General features: G+C 33.6%; 17 protein-coding genes. 12 read left to right on the plus strand and 5 right to left on the minus strand.

Features of this window, described 5'->3' with window-relative positions; genetic code table 11:
- The first annotated feature begins 58 nt into the window (after positions 1 to 58).
- Genes ACJBCC_RS11835 through ACJBCC_RS11845 form a run of 3 tightly spaced genes read left to right on the plus strand, consistent with a single transcriptional unit; the run spans position 59 to position 2866 of the window.
- Positions 59 to 1354 (plus strand): polysaccharide deacetylase family protein, encoded by a 1296-nt coding sequence (locus ACJBCC_RS11835; RefSeq protein ID WP_407557295.1) that lies wholly within the window; start codon positions 59 to 61, stop codon positions 1352 to 1354.
- Positions 1351 to 2037 (plus strand): YjjG family noncanonical pyrimidine nucleotidase, encoded by a 687-nt coding sequence (locus ACJBCC_RS11840; RefSeq protein WP_299102679.1) that lies wholly within the window; start codon positions 1351 to 1353, stop codon positions 2035 to 2037. The genes ACJBCC_RS11835 and ACJBCC_RS11840 overlap by 4 nt, the downstream gene beginning before the upstream one ends.
- 10 nt (positions 2038 to 2047) lie before the next feature.
- Complete coding sequence (locus ACJBCC_RS11845) at positions 2048 to 2866, plus strand: hypothetical protein (protein ID WP_407557296.1); 819 nt, start codon at positions 2048 to 2050, stop codon at positions 2864 to 2866.
- Between the two features lie 3 nt (positions 2867 to 2869).
- On the opposite strand, the gene ACJBCC_RS11850 is transcribed toward ACJBCC_RS11845, so the two are convergent.
- Positions 2870 to 4147, minus strand: coding sequence for a replication-associated recombination protein A (locus ACJBCC_RS11850; protein ID WP_299102675.1), 1278 nt, complete (start codon positions 4145 to 4147; stop codon positions 2870 to 2872).
- A gap of 142 nt (positions 4148 to 4289) precedes the next feature.
- On the opposite strand from ACJBCC_RS11850, the gene ACJBCC_RS11855 reads away from it, so the two are divergent.
- The gene (locus ACJBCC_RS11855; RefSeq protein WP_407557297.1) at positions 4290 to 5048 is read left to right on the plus strand and encodes a rhomboid family intramembrane serine protease; all 759 of its coding nucleotides are present in this window, start codon (positions 4290 to 4292) and stop codon (positions 5046 to 5048) included.
- A gap of 109 nt (positions 5049 to 5157) precedes the next feature.
- Here the strand turns inward: ACJBCC_RS11855 and ACJBCC_RS11860 are convergent, their stop codons facing one another.
- From ACJBCC_RS11860 to ACJBCC_RS11875, 4 genes are all read right to left on the minus strand, one after another.
- Entirely contained in the window at positions 5158 to 6513 is a 1356-nt protein-coding gene (locus ACJBCC_RS11860) for a SusD/RagB family nutrient-binding outer membrane lipoprotein (protein ID WP_407557298.1), read from the minus strand.
- Positions 6514 to 6518: 5 nt separating this feature from the next.
- Positions 6519 to 9737, minus strand: coding sequence for a SusC/RagA family TonB-linked outer membrane protein (locus ACJBCC_RS11865; protein WP_407557299.1), 3219 nt, complete (start codon positions 9735 to 9737; stop codon positions 6519 to 6521).
- A 195-nt stretch (positions 9738 to 9932) separates the two neighbouring features.
- The gene (gene rlmB / locus ACJBCC_RS11870) at positions 9933 to 10667 is read right to left on the minus strand and encodes a 23S rRNA (guanosine(2251)-2'-O)-methyltransferase RlmB (RefSeq protein WP_407557300.1); all 735 of its coding nucleotides are present in this window, start codon (positions 10665 to 10667) and stop codon (positions 9933 to 9935) included.
- 57 nt (positions 10668 to 10724) lie between these two features.
- Entirely contained in the window at positions 10725 to 12332 is a 1608-nt protein-coding gene (locus tag ACJBCC_RS11875) for a hypothetical protein (protein ID WP_299102667.1), read from the minus strand.
- Between the two features lie 249 nt (positions 12333 to 12581).
- On the opposite strand from ACJBCC_RS11875, the gene rpsL reads away from it, so the two are divergent.
- From rpsL to rplB, 8 genes are all read left to right on the plus strand, one after another.
- Entirely contained in the window at positions 12582 to 12956 is a 375-nt protein-coding gene (rpsL, locus tag ACJBCC_RS11880; RefSeq protein ID WP_019386263.1) for a 30S ribosomal protein S12, read from the plus strand.
- 22 nt (positions 12957 to 12978) lie between these two features.
- Positions 12979 to 13455 (plus strand): 30S ribosomal protein S7, encoded by a 477-nt coding sequence (gene rpsG / locus ACJBCC_RS11885; protein ID WP_299102666.1) that lies wholly within the window; start codon positions 12979 to 12981, stop codon positions 13453 to 13455.
- 3 nt (positions 13456 to 13458) lie between these two features.
- Positions 13459 to 15585 carry an elongation factor G gene (fusA, locus tag ACJBCC_RS11890; protein WP_299102665.1) on the plus strand — a complete coding sequence of 709 codons (2127 nt, stop codon included), beginning with the start codon at positions 13459 to 13461 and terminating at the stop codon, positions 15583 to 15585.
- A gap of 12 nt (positions 15586 to 15597) precedes the next feature.
- On the plus strand, positions 15598 to 15903 hold the full coding sequence (rpsJ, locus tag ACJBCC_RS11895) for a 30S ribosomal protein S10 (protein WP_007650482.1): 306 nt from the start codon (positions 15598 to 15600) through the stop codon (positions 15901 to 15903).
- A gap of 126 nt (positions 15904 to 16029) precedes the next feature.
- Complete coding sequence (gene rplC, locus ACJBCC_RS11900; RefSeq protein WP_173281844.1) at positions 16030 to 16647, plus strand: 50S ribosomal protein L3; 618 nt, start codon at positions 16030 to 16032, stop codon at positions 16645 to 16647.
- Entirely contained in the window at positions 16647 to 17276 is a 630-nt protein-coding gene (gene rplD, locus ACJBCC_RS11905; protein ID WP_299102664.1) for a 50S ribosomal protein L4, read from the plus strand. The genes rplC and rplD overlap by 1 nt, the downstream gene beginning before the upstream one ends.
- Before the next feature lie 5 nt (positions 17277 to 17281).
- On the plus strand, positions 17282 to 17572 hold the full coding sequence (rplW, locus tag ACJBCC_RS11910) for a 50S ribosomal protein L23 (protein WP_299102663.1): 291 nt from the start codon (positions 17282 to 17284) through the stop codon (positions 17570 to 17572).
- A 12-nt stretch (positions 17573 to 17584) separates the two neighbouring features.
- Positions 17585 to 18412: a 50S ribosomal protein L2 gene (rplB, locus tag ACJBCC_RS11915; protein WP_299102662.1), complete on the plus strand. Its 828-nt coding sequence runs from the start codon at positions 17585 to 17587 to the stop codon at positions 18410 to 18412.
- Positions 18413 to 18417: the final 5 nt, after the last annotated feature.

Here is an 18417-nt window from a genome sequence, read left to right on the forward strand (position 1 = left end):
TTAGTTATTTCAACTTTGGAATTTGTTATTTTTATCTTTTTGGAATTCGCAAAGCCATATGCTATTAGTTTATACACATAAAATTACACCGAGAGTTACCTATACGTTTAAGCATATTTGTAAACGTATCTTAGGAATTGAAGTGCGGTTTACATCTAAAGTAGAAGATTTTATAGCACATGACAGTCTTAAAATGTCTTATGCAAAACAACCACTAAGTAATGAGTTGTTTATTAGGAGCAATGAATTATTGTTTGAGACTGGCTTGTCTGATATTGAAGTTAACTCACAACAATGGGGCAATACAAAAGGTTTTTTTGCCACTGGAGAGCGTAGTGATTTACCATTTGATATTTTTGCGGCTTCGTTTTATTTATTAAGTAGATACGAAGAATATTTACCACATGTAAAAGATGATTACGGTCGGTTTTTAGCTACGGAAAGTGTAGCTTATAAATCTAATTTTCTGCATCAACCGGTCATTGATATTTGGGCATATAAATTAAAGGATGTTTTGAAGGAACGATTTCCAGATTATAAGTTTCCAAATCGTACATACCAAGTAAAACCAGTAATTGATGTGCCAGTGGCATATTATTTTAAAAACAAAGGATTGTTGCGTACCATTGGAGGTACTTTAAACGATTTAAGACGTTTTAAATTAAAACAATTGTATCTTAGATATTCCGTTTTAATGGGTTTTAAACGCGATCCTTACGATACCTTTAAGTGGATCATTAGAAAACAAAAGCAATATAAATTTAAATTCATTGTTCTATTTTTAATAGGCGAATATTCTACATATGACAAAAATATAAATACTAACAAAAAGCAATTTGTTTCATTAATAAAATCGGTTGCAGATTACTGTGATGTTGGGATAAAGGCATCTTATTTTGCTCTTGATGATGTAGAAGTTATGAAAAAAGAAAAACTTAAAATGGAAGCCATAACCCATAACGGTTTGAAGGCCGTACGTCACTCGTTTTCTAAATTAAATTTACCTACATCGTACCGTAACTTGGTAGAGTTAGAAATTAACGAAGATTTTACCATGGGCTATATTAACACTTTGGGTTTTAGGGCAGGTACATGTACACCTTTTCAATTTTACGATTTAGATTACGAAGTGCAAACACCATTGAGAATTAACCCTTACCAATGTTTAGATTTTAGCTTATTGAAGTACAATTCAAAATTAGATAAAACGGAACATTTACAAAAAATTATAAACGAAATAAAAGCAGTAAATGGTACTTTTGTTCCCATATTTCACAACTATGCTTTTAGCGATTTAGAACGTTGGAAAGGTTTTAGGTCATTATTCAATTTAGTATTAGATTCAGCCGAATGAAAAATAGAATAAAACATGTCTTTTTTGATTTAGATCATACACTTTGGGATTTTGATAAAAATTCTGGTTTAACTTTTGATAAAATTTTTAAACTGAATAAAATTGAAATTGATACCAAAGATTTTTTATCAGTCTATGAACCTATAAATTTGAAATTTTGGAAACTTTATCGAGAAGAAAAAGTAACCAAGTCAGCATTGCGATATGGAAGGTTGAAAGAAGCTTTTGATGGTGTTAATATGTCTGTTGAAGATGATTTAATCAATCTCTTGTCTGATGCCTATATTGATCACTTGTCTTCGTTTAATCATCTATTTGAAGGCACTTTTGAGACTCTAAATTATTTAAAGGAAAAGTATGTACTCCATATTATTACCAATGGATTCCATGAAGCTCAAGAAAAGAAAATGGCAACCTCAAATATAAAACAATACTTTAAAACCATTACTGATTCTGAAATGGTAGGTGTAAAAAAACCTAATCCAAAAATTTTTAATTTTGCATTAGAGTTAGCTCAAGCGAAACCATCAGAAAGTATAATGATTGGTGATAGTCTGGAAGCCGATATTGAAGGTGCACATAATATAGGAATGGATACCATACATTTTGATTATAAAAACCTTAGTAACTCAGGGAACTTTAAAAGCGTTACAGAATTAAAAGCATTAATAAATCATTTATAAAAGACATACTATGTTCAAGAAACTAATTTTTACGCTATCGTTTATTCTCATCAGTGTATATGGAATAGCTCAAAAAGACATCAATAATTACAAGTATATCATTGTTCCAAAAAAATATGAATTTTCAAAGTCAGATGATCAGTATCAATTAAATTCATTGACTAAATTTTTATTTAATAAGCATGGATATCAAGTTTATTTTACTGATGAAATTCCGGAGAATTTAAAAAGTGAATTATGTAATGGACTAAAAGTAGAATTGTCTAATACTAAGAGTGGAATGTTTAAAACAAAGTTAGAAATGACACTCAAGGATTGTTATGATGCTGTGGTAATGACTTCAAAAGTTGGTGAATCGCGCTTAAAAACATATGATAAAGCCTACGTTGAGGCATTAAGAGATGCTTTTGAAACATTTCAAAATATAGAATATAAGTATTCAGGAGATGAGAAAGATAAAGAAGCGGAAGTTGTGATGACAGAAACTAAAGTAGTGGTTGCTAAGACGAAAGATCTTGAATTAGAAAAAAAAGAACCTACTTTAGAAGGCACCTTCAAACCTGAAAATAAAAAGGAAGAGAAGGCAGTGGTTTCAAATATATCAACTACTTTTAAAAATGAAAAATACTATGCACAGGAGATTTCTAATGGGTTTCAATTGGTAAACTCTGAGCCCAGAGTAGTGATGATTCTATTTAATACAGCTGCAGAGAATGTCTATCTAGTAAAAGGAAAAAGTGCAATTGTATTTAAGCAAGATGGATTTTGGTACTATTCTGAAAATAATGGTGAGCTAAAAGAGCAAGAGTCTATCAATATTAAATTCTAAAACTTAGTAACCATATTTTTCTTTCCACAGTTGTTTTAAATAATTTCGCTGTGCTTGCTCACGTGCATTATTTCCTGGACTATACAATTGGGTGTTTGCAATTTCACTAGGTAAAAATTCTTGAGCAGCAAAATTGTTCTCGTAACTGTGAGAGTACTTGTAATCATCGCCATATCCCAATTCTTTCATTAGTTTTGTTGGCGCATTTCTCATGGCTAACGGCACCGATAAATCGCCAGTTTCTTTCACTAATTGTTGAGCTCTATTAATGGCTTCATAAGCAGCATTACTTTTAGCAGAACTCGCTAAATATGTTGCACACTGACTTAATATAATACGAGATTCAGGATGACCTATTACAGAAACAGCTTGAAATGTATTATTAGCAATTACTAGCGCAGTTGGGTTGGCGTTACCAATATCTTCACTAGCGAGAATTAGCAATCGTCGCGCTATAAACTTAACATCTTCTCCGCCTTCAATCATTCTTGCTAAATAATAAACTGCAGCATTAGGATCACTACCACGAATAGATTTAATAAATGCAGAAATAATGTCGTAATGTTGTTCACCAGTTTTGTCATATCGTGCAGCTTTGTTCTGCACTTGTTTGGTCACTAGTTCATTAGTGATAATAATATTATTGTCTTCAAATGAAGCAATTAATAACTCAAAAATGTTCAATAACTTTCGGGCATCACCACCAGAGATCCTCAATAAGGCTTCTGTTTCTTTTAATTCAATGTTTAATTTAGAAAGTTTTGTGTCTTGCTTTAAAGCACGTTGTAAAAGAGCTTCTAAATCTGCTTTGCTAAAAGCATTCAACGTATAAACTTGACATCTTGATAGAAGTGCAGAGATAACCTCAAAACTTGGGTTTTCAGTAGTTGCGCCAATAAGTGTAACCCATCCTTTTTCTACAGCCTCTAAAAGTGAATCTTGTTGAGATTTACTAAACCTATGAATTTCATCAATAAATAAAATAGGATTTTTAGCTGTGAACAAGCCACCGCTTTTCTTCGCTTTGTCAATAACCTCCCGAATATCTTTTACTCCAGAATTAATGGCGCTTAGTTTAAAAAATGGACGTTCAGATTCATTGGCAATTATATTAGCCAATGTAGTTTTTCCAATTCCAGGAGGTCCCCAAAATATCATAGATGGAATAACGCCACTTTTAATTTGCTGGTATAACATACCATCTTTGCCAACTAAATGCTGTTGACTTAGGTAGTCATCTAATGTGTTTGGTCTAAGACGTTCTGCTAAAGGTGTATTCATGGTTTCAAAATTACAAAATGCTTTTGTTATGAATTCAATTAATTCGTTAATTCCACATTATAAGCAAATGGTTTTATCTTTTTGCTCTGCCAATTTTGCAGACATTTCCATTTTGGATATAAAATTGAAATAGAAATTTAACATGAGCAACAACCAACACTTTAAATATTCTAATAGCATCATTGTTTACCCGTTGATAATACTATTTGCTGTTTGGCTAGTATTTTGGTATCAGGTTAGAATTGATGGAAGCATAAATAATTTTGGTATTAGACCACAAGAGCTTGAAGGTTTATTTGGTATAGTAACAAGCCCATTTTTGCATGGTGATATTAACCATATTTATAATAACTCAGTGCCACTTTTTGTACTTAGTTTGTCGTTATTTTATTTTTATAATAAAATAGCATGGAAAGTCATTGGCTTCGGCATTCTCTTATCAGGAGCATTAACTTGGTTAATTGCTAATCACGGTAACCATATCGGAGCAAGTGGTTTAGTTTATGTTTTGGTTAGTTTTATATTTTTTAAAGGCATTTTTGCCAAGCATTACAGATTAATTGCATTATCCTTATTGGTTATATTTTTATACGGAAGTATGATTTGGTATGTGTTCCCGATAAAAGCAGGCATGTCTTGGGAAGGCCATTTGTCTGGGTTAATAACGGGTTTATTATTTGCCTTAATTTTTAGAAAACAAATAGCAAAGCCAGAACGTTACAAATGGGAAGAACCTCATTATAATGAAGATGATGATCCATTTATGAAACACTTTGATGAGAATGGTAATTTTATTGAATTGAAGCCGGAAATTGAAAATGATCTTGAAATTGAAGATAATTCTGAGGGCACGAAAGAATTAAAAATTAGATATATTTTTAAAAAGGATGATAATGAATGACGGAAGGATTAAAAAAGTTTAACCTAAGATATAAAAAAAACAAAAGGAGATTATCTTACGATAACCTCCTTTTTTTAGACTAACCTCTAAATAATAGATACTACTTAGTTTAGTTAGATGGAAAAACCCACATATCATCATCTAGCAAATGACCGCCTTGAGATGAAATTGCAGCATCATAGTTTGCACTATTAGTTGTTCTTTCCGTAATAGGATATAAGAATCTTCTTGGAATTACTCCTGATGGATTAAAACTAGGAACAGCATCTGGATTAGGAGTTAAATCAGGATAACCTGTTCTTCTATAATCAGCCCATGCTTCTAATGGTCCATTTCCGTATAAAGACTTATACTTTTCAGTTATGATAGTTTCAATTTTATCTTCAGAAGTACCAGTTAAAGTTAATGTATTTACATAAAGATCTGCATCAGTTGTAGATACACCTACATATAACATGTTAGATCTAACAGCTTCTTGCAATGCTGTTAAGGCATCAAGATCTGCACCACTAGTTCTTACAATAGCTTCAGCTTCAATGAACTTAACTTCCCAATAAGAAATTAAAGGCGTTGGCGATGTTGCCTTTCCCCAGAATAAATCATCTGATGCAAAAGTTTCTCCGTCTGTAGTATATAAAGCTAATCTAGGATCACTTGTCATCATTGTATTTAAAGTTGCACCGAATCCCATTGTACTAGGTCTGTCGTTATCAAATAAATATAGTGGGTTAGCATTTTGAGCAGGTAAACTGTAAACAAAATCAGGTTGATCTGCTGTACTAGTAAATGCCATTTGTGCTTCACTTAAAGCATTTTGAGCAGCAGTTGGATCAACTGAAGTTAAATGCAAATAATATCTAGCTTTTAAGGCGTGAGCAGTTCCTTCCCAATCTGCGCTTCCACCAGCTCCGAAAAATTCACCAACACCACTAGCAACACCTTCATTAATCGATTCAGTTAATAATGTTTGAATATCAGCATATATACTGCTTTGGGAGTCATATGATGGCGTAACATTTCCTTCATCACCTAAAAATGCATCACTGTAAGGGATATCTCCCCAAGTACTTGTTGTCATTCCTAAATTCGCTGCCATATATAACTTTGCTAAAGCACTTACTTCACCAGTATTATTTTGAGTAATTACAAAACAATCTGTCATTGAACCTCCACCATAGAGACCAAAGCCCCAACTGTTGTCAATATCACTTTCTCCAATGTTATATTGTCCGTATGCAATCTGCTGTGCATCTAAACCATCAAACTGTTGCATTACAATTCCTGCAATTCTACCGTTTAAAGCAACAATGTTTCTGTGAGTTTGAGTTATCATTCCTGGATAAATCGCACCTGCATTTACTACGTCTGCAGACGGATTATCAGGATCCACATTTGTGTCTGTTATTTCACATGAGATTAATCCCATAGAAAGAATCCCAATTAATATTATTTTTATCTTTTTCATCTTTATTAAAAATTAAATTTTATATCAAATCCATAACTCTTAGTATTAGGTTGGTTAAAATAATCCAAACCTAGACCATTACTATCTCCAGTTAAATTTGTTTCTGGATCAATTCCTGGATAATCAGTATTTAACCATAAGTTTCTACCATAGGCTGCAATACTAATTCCATCAATAAACATACCTTCTAAATATTTACTAGGCACTTGGTAAGCTAAAGTGATTTCTCTTAAACGTACCCAAGAAGCATCGTATACATTAGATTCTGATAAACCACCAAATCCGTAACGTCTCCAAACATTATTATTTTCACTTACCGTGTTATCATAATAAGGAACTGATTGCGCATTTTGTTGTCCAGTTGACTGTACAACACCATTAAATACTAATGATTCCTCTCTTACTAAAGTAGCAGCAGATGTACCAAAGTAATCTAGTATACCACATGTACCACACCAAACATCACCACCTTGTCTAATATCAAAAAGTACTGATAAGCTTAAGTCTTTATAAGTGAAAGTATTACTAATACCAGCTACCCAGTCTGGGATAGGATCACCAACAACACCATCTGTAGGATCTTGTAATGGGTAACCATTATCGTCAATCAATACTTCACCAGAATCGTTTCTTAAAAATCTAGAACCGTAAATAGAACCATAAGATTCACCAACAATTGCAACAGAAGATGTACTTGTAAATCCATTTAATGTAATAAATTCTACACCTTCAGTAAGTTCTTCAACTACGTTTTCATATGTTGTCCAGTTCATGCTTATGTCCCAAGAAAAATCATCTGTTTGTACTGGTGTACCTCCTAAAGAAATTTCAACACCCGTATTCGATATTAATCCAACATTGTCAAAACGATCAATAAATCCAGAAGAAGGAGCAACATCAACAGGTATGATTTGATCTTTAGTTTCTTTATTATAGTATGCTATATCAAAATTTAAACGGTTTGAAAACATTTTAAATTCTAATCCAATTTCAAATTCAGTAGTAATTTCTGGTGTTAAATCAGGATTACCAGCTCTTGAAGATCTTTCAAACGAAACTTGATCATATGCTGGAAACGCTACACTTTGAATGAATCCATCTCCTGAAGCAGAATACCCAGAAAAGTTTGTTGTTGTAGCGTAAATTGGTGCATCGTTACCAGTTTTACCGTACGATAACCTTAATTTACTGTAATCCACAGCATCACTATTTTCAAAAAGTAATTCATTAAAGATAAAACTAGCACCAATAGAATAAGATTGGAAAGTGTTATTACCTTCAGGTAAAGTTGAAGACCAGTCATTTCTAAACGATGGTGTAATGAATAAAATGTCATCGTAACCAATTGTAGTAGTAGCGAAAGTACCAATTAATTTTTTGGCAGATGTGCTTTCTTGTGCCTGTGTTGTTTCAACATTAATTAAGTTAAAATAACCAGGAATAGTCATTCCATCACCAATTACACTTCTACGATTAGATTTAGTATAGTAACCGTCATACCCAAGGTTAAATGTTAAATTCATCTTATCACTTAAGTCCTTTCTACCACTTACAAGCATGTTCCAGTTTACATCTTGGTTAGAAATGTTATCGTTAATCATTCTACCATTACCGTAACTTGCATCTAAAACATCAAAACCAATTTTTCTAACATCGGTATAACGGTCAACAGATGCAGCACCTTTAATGTTAATCCAATCATTTAAGTCATACGATAGACCCATTCTTCCAATGATACGGTTAACGTCATCTTGGTTAATGTTTCTAGCGACTGTAAAATAAGGGTTGTTATAGATTCCATCTCTATAACTTCTGTGACCAGGTAATTCTGATCCTTCAATATCATAAAAGTAAGAAGAAGCGCTATCAGCTGCTTCTTGGCCAGTAAGACCATTTCCATTATCAAAAGTTGGTGCAGTTCTTAATAAACCTAACATAATACCTGAGATGTTAGATCCTCTTTGTACTCTGTTTCCACCTGAATTAGTATATTGAGCAGAAGCTTCAAGCTTTAATTTTTCAGACATTTGCGCATCTACGTCAACTCTAAATGTTTTTCTGTTGAAATCTTCATTTGGTGAAATACCTTTTTGAGTTAATTTTCCAATAGAAGCACGATATCTCACTTTTTCATTTCCACCACTAGCAGAAAGATTTGTGTCATATATTTCTCCAGTTTTGAAAAAATCGTAATGATCATAAGATCTTGCAGCGATTCCGTTTCCTGAACCAGCAGCTACTAATCTTCCACCTCTATCAAATGGGTAAGCTGAATCACCATCATATTCTAAAGTAGAAATATTTGGTCCCCAAGAATCTCCTTCAAAGGTTTCAGGACCTCTCCAGATCTGAACACCACCAACAACACCACCTTGCGCATATTTACGTTGTAAATCTGGACCTTGATTGTATTGTGAAAACCCTATAGAATTGGATAAAGTAACTTTTGTTTTTCCTGATTTTCCTTTTTTCGTTGTGATGATAACGACTCCATTTGCAGCACGCAATCCGTATAATGTTTGAGCTGCAACACCTTTTAGTATGTTAACTGACTCTATATCAGCAGAGTTGATGTCTATGGCTCTATTAGAAAAATCTGAACCACCTGTACTAGAGTTATTGTTAGATTGAGTAGCATCTTCTGTAAATGAAGAGTTGTCAATTGGAACTCCATCTACAATAAATAGAGGTGAATTAGATCTTGTAATAGAAGTATTACCTCTAATTCTAATGTTAGCAGATGCTCCCACTGATCCAGAAGATGTGGTAACCTGGACACCAGCTGCTTTTGCGTTTAACCCTGAAACTAAATTTGTTTCTTTTGATTTGTTAATCGCATCTGAACCAACAGATTGAACTGAGTAAGCTAATTCTCTTGGTTTAGCTTGAATTCCTTGCGCTACAATTACAACTTCTGAAAGTTCAGAAGCATCTTCAATAAGTTGTACATCTATTACATTAGAATCGCCTACCACCATTTCTTTGGTAACGAAACCTATGTAGCTAAAAATTAATGTACTACCAGAATCTACATCAATAGAATACTTACCATCAAAGTCTGTTACGACTCCGGTTGAAGTTCCTTTGACTATAACACTAGCTCCAGAAAGTGGCATTCCCGAATCTTCTGTTACAGTACCAGAAACTGTTTTTTCTTGTGCAAACGTGAGTTGCACCACAAACGCCATGAAAAGCGTTAAAATTGTTTTTAGTTGTGATCTCATAAATTGTTAAAATTTTAACAAAAATGGGAAAAATATATTGTTTACACAATAGTTTTTTTTGCTTTTTTTAACATTATTCATAGCTATTTGTTGATTATTTTAGGAATATTCTAAAAAAAAATCAATAAATGATTTAAATTTATTGATTCTCTATAGCGTTTTTAACGCTCTGTTAATTTATGTTAATTGCGATTTTCATTGTCTCTGTCTAACTGCTTCATATAAAAAAGCACCGCAAGCTACAGATACATTTAGGGATTCAATATCACCTAAAATAGGAAGTTTAGCTTGCTCGTTAACCACTTTTAAAACAGAGGGATTTATTCCTCTGCCTTCAGATCCCATTATAATTGCGCATGGTTCTTTGAAGGATACATCATACAAATAATTTTTTGCTTTCTCAGTTGCAGCTATAACTTTTATTCCAGACGATTGCATGTGAAATACAGCATCTTTTATATGGTCAACTTTGCAAATAGGAATTTTAAAAATAGCGCCAGCACTCGTTTTTATGGTGTCTCCATTTATTGGAGCTCCCCCTTTTTTCTGTATAATTATTCCGTCTACACCTGTGCATTCGGCAGTTCTAACAATGGCACCAAAGTTTCTAACATCACTAAGCTGATCTAATAATAAAAACAAAGGTGTTTTATTAGATTCTAAAACCTCCATCACCATTTCGTCAATATCATGAAATGCGATTGGTGATATTTGAGCAACAGCACCTTGGTGATTACCGCGAGTTAAACGATTTATTTTTTCTACAGGCACATAAGATGAGTTGATACCCTCAGCACGTATTATATTTTCTAACTCTTTAAAAAGTTCTCCTTGCAAACCCTTTTGCATAAAAACTTTGTCAATGGTTTTTCCTGATTTTATGGCTTCAATAATCGCTCTAATACCAAAAATTGTGGTTTCGTCTTTCATGTATATAAAATATCCTAAAATTAAATGGGTATAAGGTGCAAATGTATTGAAACAGAATTAAAAAGTTGCAGTTAAACTCACATGAACTTTAGAGTCCGATAATTTAAATGCTCTATTTTCTGTTTTACCGCTAGAATAATTAAAACGAAATAATCCTGTATTGGTCAACAATCCAAATCCGAGTCCAAACCCAAACAGTTTCTCTTTTGTGTTACTAATCTTGTTTTCAAAATAGGCGGCATCAAACACAGAATTAACATAGATATTAGAGCTTAATCGGTACCTGTATTCCGTGCTCAGCACACCATATAAATTTGCAACCAAACTATTTTCTTCAAAACCTCTAATTGAATTAATGCCACCAAAACGGAATAATTCGTTATCAAGATAGTTATTAGAGGTTAAGGTTGCGCCACTAATTTTTGCATAAATGCTATTAGTTCTGTTAAGATTGAAAATCTTGTAGGTTTCTAAATTGAATGCAGTTTGTTTTTCAGTATTTAAATCAGTTTTTCTATCTCCAAAGCCAGAAGAAAAATTAAACCAAAATTTAATTGGGAATAGAGGGTCACTCGTTTGAGGTTTTATATAGTTGTATTGTAATGTGTAATAATTGGAGGTGTAGTCATTGAGTGTATTAGTGTCATCATCTTGAAGATTGGTGGAGTTTGTAGATGTGATTCCTATACCTATACTGTGTTGACTGTTAATTTTGTAATTTATTTTAGCGTATTGATTGGCGTTTAAAAAAGTTGAATCCTTCCTGAAAATATTGAGCCCAACCTGAAGACCAATAGGCGTAGAAAATATATAAGGAAGGTCAGCATCTACCTTAAATGTCTGCTGATCTATTTCGTCACTTTTGTAAAGTAGGTTTAAAGTTTCGCCGTAGTTGAGATTATTTACTAATCTAAGATCTAAATAGCCGTCAAATTCTAACCTGTTGGTGTCTTCATTTGTACCAAATCCTAAAAATCCATCAAAGTTATTTGTTTTAGTTTTTTCTACATATATATATAAGGTAGTGGAATCTTTAGTAAATAAGACTTCAGGATCTTTAATTTTTGATGCGAATCTTAAGTCGTTTAAAAGTTCAATTTTGTTTTTAATGGTATTGAGGTTGAATAATTTTTCCGTTTTTAATTTTAGAAAATGTTTCACATATGACTTTGGGAAATTATCGTAGCCTTTAATGACAATTTTATCTATACGTCGTTTTTTATTTGATACAATCTTGAGGTCAGCTGTTATTAATTGTAAATTAAATTTAGTGATATTAATCAATTGTACTGTTGCAAAAGGATCGCCTTCTTCCGCAATAAGAGAATTTAAGTTCTTAAGGTAAGTTTGAAGATTAAGTATGCTGAGATCAACATGCTCTTTACTGTTGCTCAAATTAGGGAGTTGTTTTGTTAGGTTGGGGTGAATACGTATTCTTATGTTCTTAATCTTATTACCCAAGTATAATGTGGCCTGATAAACAGAGTCATTCTTCTTTGTTATAGCATCAATAGATGAATCAATAAATCCATGTTGCGTTAAATCGTGTTGAATTTTTTTTACTTCAAGATTTAAATTAGTGTAATTTTTGAAGTTTTTTCTGTAACCCAAAGAGTCAATTACCTTTGTTTTTTCGTTATTCTCTCCTAAAATTATCAATTTCATTGATTGACCAGCACAGTGATTTGAAAAAATCACGAGAAAAATTATTAAAAAAAATCGTTTGTAAAAGGTCATCAATACTAAATATAATAACACACATAGTAACGTAAAAATAGAATATAAAATATACGTAGAAACGTAAAGTTTATAATTCTTTTAAAAATTAATTCGCAACTGTTTGAAAAATAGATATTAATTCCTACCTTTGCAGCCCTCAAAAGTGAGGGTTAATAAAATTTTATATAGAAATATATGCCAACAATTTCACAATTAGTACGAAAAGGAAGAGCCAAAATAACCAAGAAGAGTAAATCGGCTGCTTTAGATTCGTGTCCTCAGAGACGTGGTGTATGTACTCGTGTTTATACAACGACACCTAAAAAACCTAACTCAGCAATGCGTAAGGTGGCAAGGGTTCGTTTAACAAACGGAAACGAAGTAAATGCATACATCGGTGGAGAAGGTCACAATTTACAAGAGCACTCGATAGTATTGGTTAGAGGTGGAAGGGTAAAAGATTTGCCAGGAGTTAGATATCACATTGTTCGTGGTGCTTTAGATACAGCAGGTGTATCAGGAAGAACACAACGTAGATCTAAGTATGGTGCAAAACGCCCTAAGAAGTAATTTAAAACTTTAAGAAGAAGACATGAGAAAAAGAGCAGCAAAAAAGAGACCGCTTTTACCAGATCCTAAATTTAATGATCAGTTAGTAACACGTTTTGTTAACATGATGATGTGGGACGGTAAGAAGTCTGTGGCTTTTAAAGTATTCTATGATGCAATTGATATTGTTGAAGAGAAAAAAAATGATGACGAAAAAACAGCTTTAGAAATTTGGAAGGAAGCTTTATCTAACGTAATGCCTCACGTAGAAGTACGTAGTCGTCGTGTTGGTGGTGCTACATTTCAGATTCCAATGCAAATTCGTCCAGACCGTAAGGTTTCAACTGCGATGAAATGGTTAATTAGCTTTTCACGTAAAAGAAACGAAAAATCTATGGCACAACGTTTAGCATCAGAAGTATTAGCTGCTGCTAAAGAAGAAGGTGCTGCTGTTAAGAAAAGAATGGATACTCACAAGATGGCAGAAGCTAACAAAGCATTCTCTCACTTTAGATTTTAAGAAATGGCAAGAGATTTAAAATTTACTAGAAATATAGGTATTGCAGCACATATTGATGCTGGAAAAACTACTACTACAGAACGTATTCTTTACTATACAGGTGTTTCACATAAAATTGGTGAAGTACATGATGGTGCTGCTACTATGGACTGGATGGAGCAAGAGCAAGAAAGAGGTATTACAATTACTTCTGCTGCTACAACTTGTGAATGGAAATTCCCTATTGAAAATGGTGAACCAACACCTGAGACAAAAGGATACCATTTTAATATTATTGATACTCCTGGTCACGTAGATTTTACTGTAGAGGTAAATCGTTCATTGCGTGTATTAGATGGGTTAGTTTTCTTGTTTAGTGCAGTTGATGGTGTTGAGCCACAATCTGAAACTAACTGGAGATTAGCTGATAATTATAAAGTACCTCGTATTGGTTTCGTTAATAAAATGGACCGTCAAGGATCTAACTTTTTAGGTGTTTGTCAGCAGGTAAAAGATATGTTGAAGTCTAACGCAGTGCCAATTGTTTTAAACATTGGTGATGAGATGGACTTTAAAGGTATCATAGATTTAGTTAAGAACAGAGCTATTGTATGGCATGACGAAACTCAAGGGTCTACTTTTGATGTTATTGAAATACCAGAAGAGCTTAAAGCTGAAGCTAAAAAATATAGAGCTTTATTAATTGAAGAAGTAGCAAGCTACGATGAGAACTTATTAGAGAAGTTCATGGAAGATGAAGATTCTATTACAGAAGATGAAGTGCATGCTGCACTTAGAGCTGCTGTGATGGATATGGCTATTATTCCAATGATTTGTGGTTCTGCATTTAAAAATAAAGGTGTACAATTTTTATTAGATGCTGTATGTCGTTATTTGCCTTCTCCTACAGATAAAGAAGGTATTGTGGGTGTAAATCCAGATACTGAAGAAGAAGAAATTCGTAAACCAGACGTAAAGGAGCCATTCGCTGCTTTAGCATTTAAAATTGCTACAGATCCTTTCGTAGGACGTTTAGCATTCTTTAGAGCATATTCTGGTCGTTTAGATGCTGGTTCTTATGTGTTGAACAATCGTTCTGGTAAAAAAGAACGTATTTCACGTATTTACCAAATGCATGCTAATAAACAAAATGCAATTGATTTTATTGAGGCTGGTGATATTGGAGCTGCTGTTGGATTTAAATCTATTAAAACAGGAGATACTTTAACGGCTGAGAAACATCCAATTGTTTTAGAATCAATGGACTTCCCTGATCCAGTAATTGGTATTGCGGTAGAGCCTAAGACTAAGGCAGATGTTGATAAGTTAGGAATGGGCTTGGCTAAATTAGCTGAGGAGGATCCTACATTTACAGTACGTTCAGATGAAGCTTCTGGTCAGACTATTATTTCTGGTATGGGAGAGTTACACTTAGATGTAATTGTAGATCGTTTAAAGCGTGAATTTAAAGTTGAGGTTAACCAAGGTCAACCACAAGTTGAATATAAAGAAGCTATTACTGCTGCTGCAGATCACAGAGAGGTTTATAAAAAGCAATCTGGTGGACGTGGTAAATTCGCAGATATCGTATTTACAATTGAGCCTGCAGACGAAGGTCAAGTAGGACTTCAGTTTGAGTCTGTAATTAAAGGTGGTAACGTTCCTAAGGAATTTATCCCTTCAATTGAAAAAGGATTCAAAATGGCGATGGTAAATGGACCGTTAGCTGGTTTCGAAGTTGATGCAATGAAGATTACATTAAAAGATGGATCTTATCACGATGTCGATTCAGATCAATTATCTTTCGAATTAGCTGCTAAATTAGGGTTTAAGAATGTAGCTAAAGCTGCTAAAGCCGTGATTATGGAGCCTATCATGAAACTTGAGGTTATAACACCTGAAGAAAACATGGGTGATATAGTTGGTGATTTAAATAGAAGAAGAGGTCAAGTAAGTGATATGGGTGATAGAAATGGTGCTAAAACTGTAAAAGCAACTGTACCATTATCAGAAATGTTTGGATATGTAACAACTTTAAGAACATTATCTTCTGGTCGTGCAACATCAACAATGGAATTTTCACACTATGCTCAAACACCTTCAAATATATCTGAAGAAGTAATTAAAGCAGCTAAAGGCGTAGAAGCTTAAAACTAAAAGAAAATGAGTCAAAAAATTAGAATAAAATTAAAGTCTTACGATCATAATTTAGTTGATAAGTCTGCTGATAAGATTGTAAAAACAGTTAAGAGTACAGGTGCAGTAGTAACAGGTCCAATCCCATTACCAACACACAAGAAAATTTTCACTGTATTACGTTCACCACACGTAAATAAGAAGTCTAGAGAACAATTTCAATTAAGCTCTTATAAGAGATTATTAGATATTTACTCTTCATCTTCTAAAACAATTGATGCTTTAATGAAACTTGAATTACCAAGTGGAGTAGAAGTTGAGATTAAAGTGTAATTACACAGTAACATGTCCTAAGCTGCGAGCGAAGGAAAAACGGTAAAAAATACAATTCAAGGCTGAAACGTATTTTTCAGCCTTGAGTTTTGAATAACAAATAGTAATAATTAATAAATAATAAATATGTCTGGGTTAATTGGAAAAAAAATCGGTATGACCAGCATTTTCGATGAAAATGGAAAGAATATTCCATGTACAGTAATCGAAGCTGGACCATGTATCGTTACCCAAGTCAGAACTGAAGAAGTGGATGGTTATTCAGCCCTTCAATTAGGTTTCGATGACGCGACAGAAAAAAGCGCTACTAAAGCAGACTTAGGTCATGCTAAAAAAGCGGGTACTTCTGTAAAACGCAAAGTTGTTGAATTCAAAGGTTTTGGTGAGGAGTACAAGTTAGGTGATGCAATCACTGTGGAGCAATTTACTGAAGGAGAATTTGTGGATATCGCAGGTACTTCTAAAGGTAAAGGTTTTCAAGGTGTTGTTAAACGTCACGGATTTGGTGGTGTAGGTCAAGCAACGCATGGTCAACATAATCGTTTAAGAGCTCCTGGTTCTATTGGTGCAGCTTCTTATCCTGCGAGAGTATTCAAAGGAATGAAGATGGCCGGAAGAATGGGTGGTGAAACAGTAAAAGTTCAAAATTTAAGAGTTTATAAAGTAGTTGCTGAAAAGAACTTACTTGTTGTAAAAGGATGTGTTCCTGGTCACAAGAATTCTTATGTAATCATTGAGAAGTAATGAAGGTAGCAGTTTTAGATATAAACGGAAAAGATACGGGAAGGAAAGCAGAGCTTTCTAAAGACGTATTCGCTATAGAGCCTAATAATCATGCTGTCTATTTAGATGTTAAGCAATACTTAGCAAATCAAAGACAGGGAACGCATAAGGCAAAAGAAAGAGCAGAGATTGCTGGTAGTACACGTAAGATTAAAAAACAAAAAGGAACTGGTACAGCACGTGCAGGTTCTATTAAATCTGGTGTATTTAAAGGTGGTGGACGTATGTTTGGTCCTAGACCAAGAAACTATGGTTTTAAATTAAATAAAAATTTAAAGCGATTAGCACGTAAATCTGCATTAAGTATTAAAGCAAATGATAAGTCAATTTTAGTTATGGAAGACTTCAATTTTGAAGCTCCAAAAACTAAAAACTTTATCAATGTTTTGAAGGCATTAGAGGTTGAAAACAAAAAATCTCTTATTGTGTTGGGTGGCTCAAATAATAATGTATATTTGTCATCACGTAATTTTAAAGGTTCAGAAGTGGTAACTGCTTCAGAATTAAGTACTTATAAAATAATGAATGCTAATAAAGTTATTCTTATTGAAAGTGCATTAGAAGGAATTGAATCGAATTTAAGTAAATAGAACAGATGAGTATCTTAATAAAACCTATAATCACAGAAAAAGCAACCATGCAAAGTGAGTTGTTAAATGCTTATGCATTTGAAGTGAAGACAAAGGCGAACAAGGTAGAAATCAAAAAGGCGGTTGAGGCTGCTTATGGAGTTTCTGTTGAAAAGGTTCGTACAATAAATGTCCGTCCAGAGAGAAGAACACGTCATACAAAGACTGGTATTCAACATGGTAAAACAAATGCTGTTAAAAAAGCAATTGTACAACTGGCGGAAGGTGAAGTAATAGATTTATACACTAACATGTAATTTTAGACATTAATGTCAGTAAGAAAATTAAAACCGATCACATCAGCTCAGCGATTTAGAGTAGTAAATGGATTTGACGCCATAACTACTGATAAGCCGGAGAAAAGCTTGCTTGCTCCGAAAAAAAGATCTGGTGGTAGAAACAGTCAAGGAAAGATGACCATGCGCCAATTAGGTGGAGGTCACAAGAAACGTTATCGTATTATCGATTTCAAACGTAACAAAGTAGGAATTCCTGCAGAAGTTAAGTCAATTGAATACGATCCAAACAGAACAGCATTTATTGCTTTACTTAATTACCAAGATGGTGAGAAACGTTATGTTATCGCTCAAAATGGTTTGCAAGTAGGACAAAATATAGTGTCTGGTGAAAAAGGTATCGCTCCAGAAATTGGAAACGCAATGCCTTTAAGTGAAATACCTTTAGGTACAATTATTTCTTGTATAGAGTTACGTCCTGGACAAGGAGCTGTTATGGCTCGTAGTGCAGGTGCTTTTGCTCAGTTAATGGCAAGAGGTGATAAGTTTGCTACAGTTAAATTACCGTCTGGTGAAACTAGAATGATCTTAATCACTTGTATGGCTACAATAGGAGTTGTTTCGAACTCTGACCACCAATTATTAGTATCTGGTAAAGCAGGTAGAAGTAGATGGTTAGGTAGACGTCCAAGAGTAAGACCAGTAGTGATGAATCCAGTAGATCACCCAATGGGTGGTGGTGAAGGTAAATCTTCAGGTGGACATCCAAGAAATAGAAACGGTGTTCCTGCTAAAGGATTTAGAACACGTTCTAAGACGAAGTCGAGTAATAAGTATATTGTAGAACGTAGAAAGAAATAATTAAG

Source organism: Winogradskyella sp. 4-2091 (genome assembly GCF_045765065.1).
GTDB lineage: Bacteria > Bacteroidota > Bacteroidia > Flavobacteriales > Flavobacteriaceae > Winogradskyella.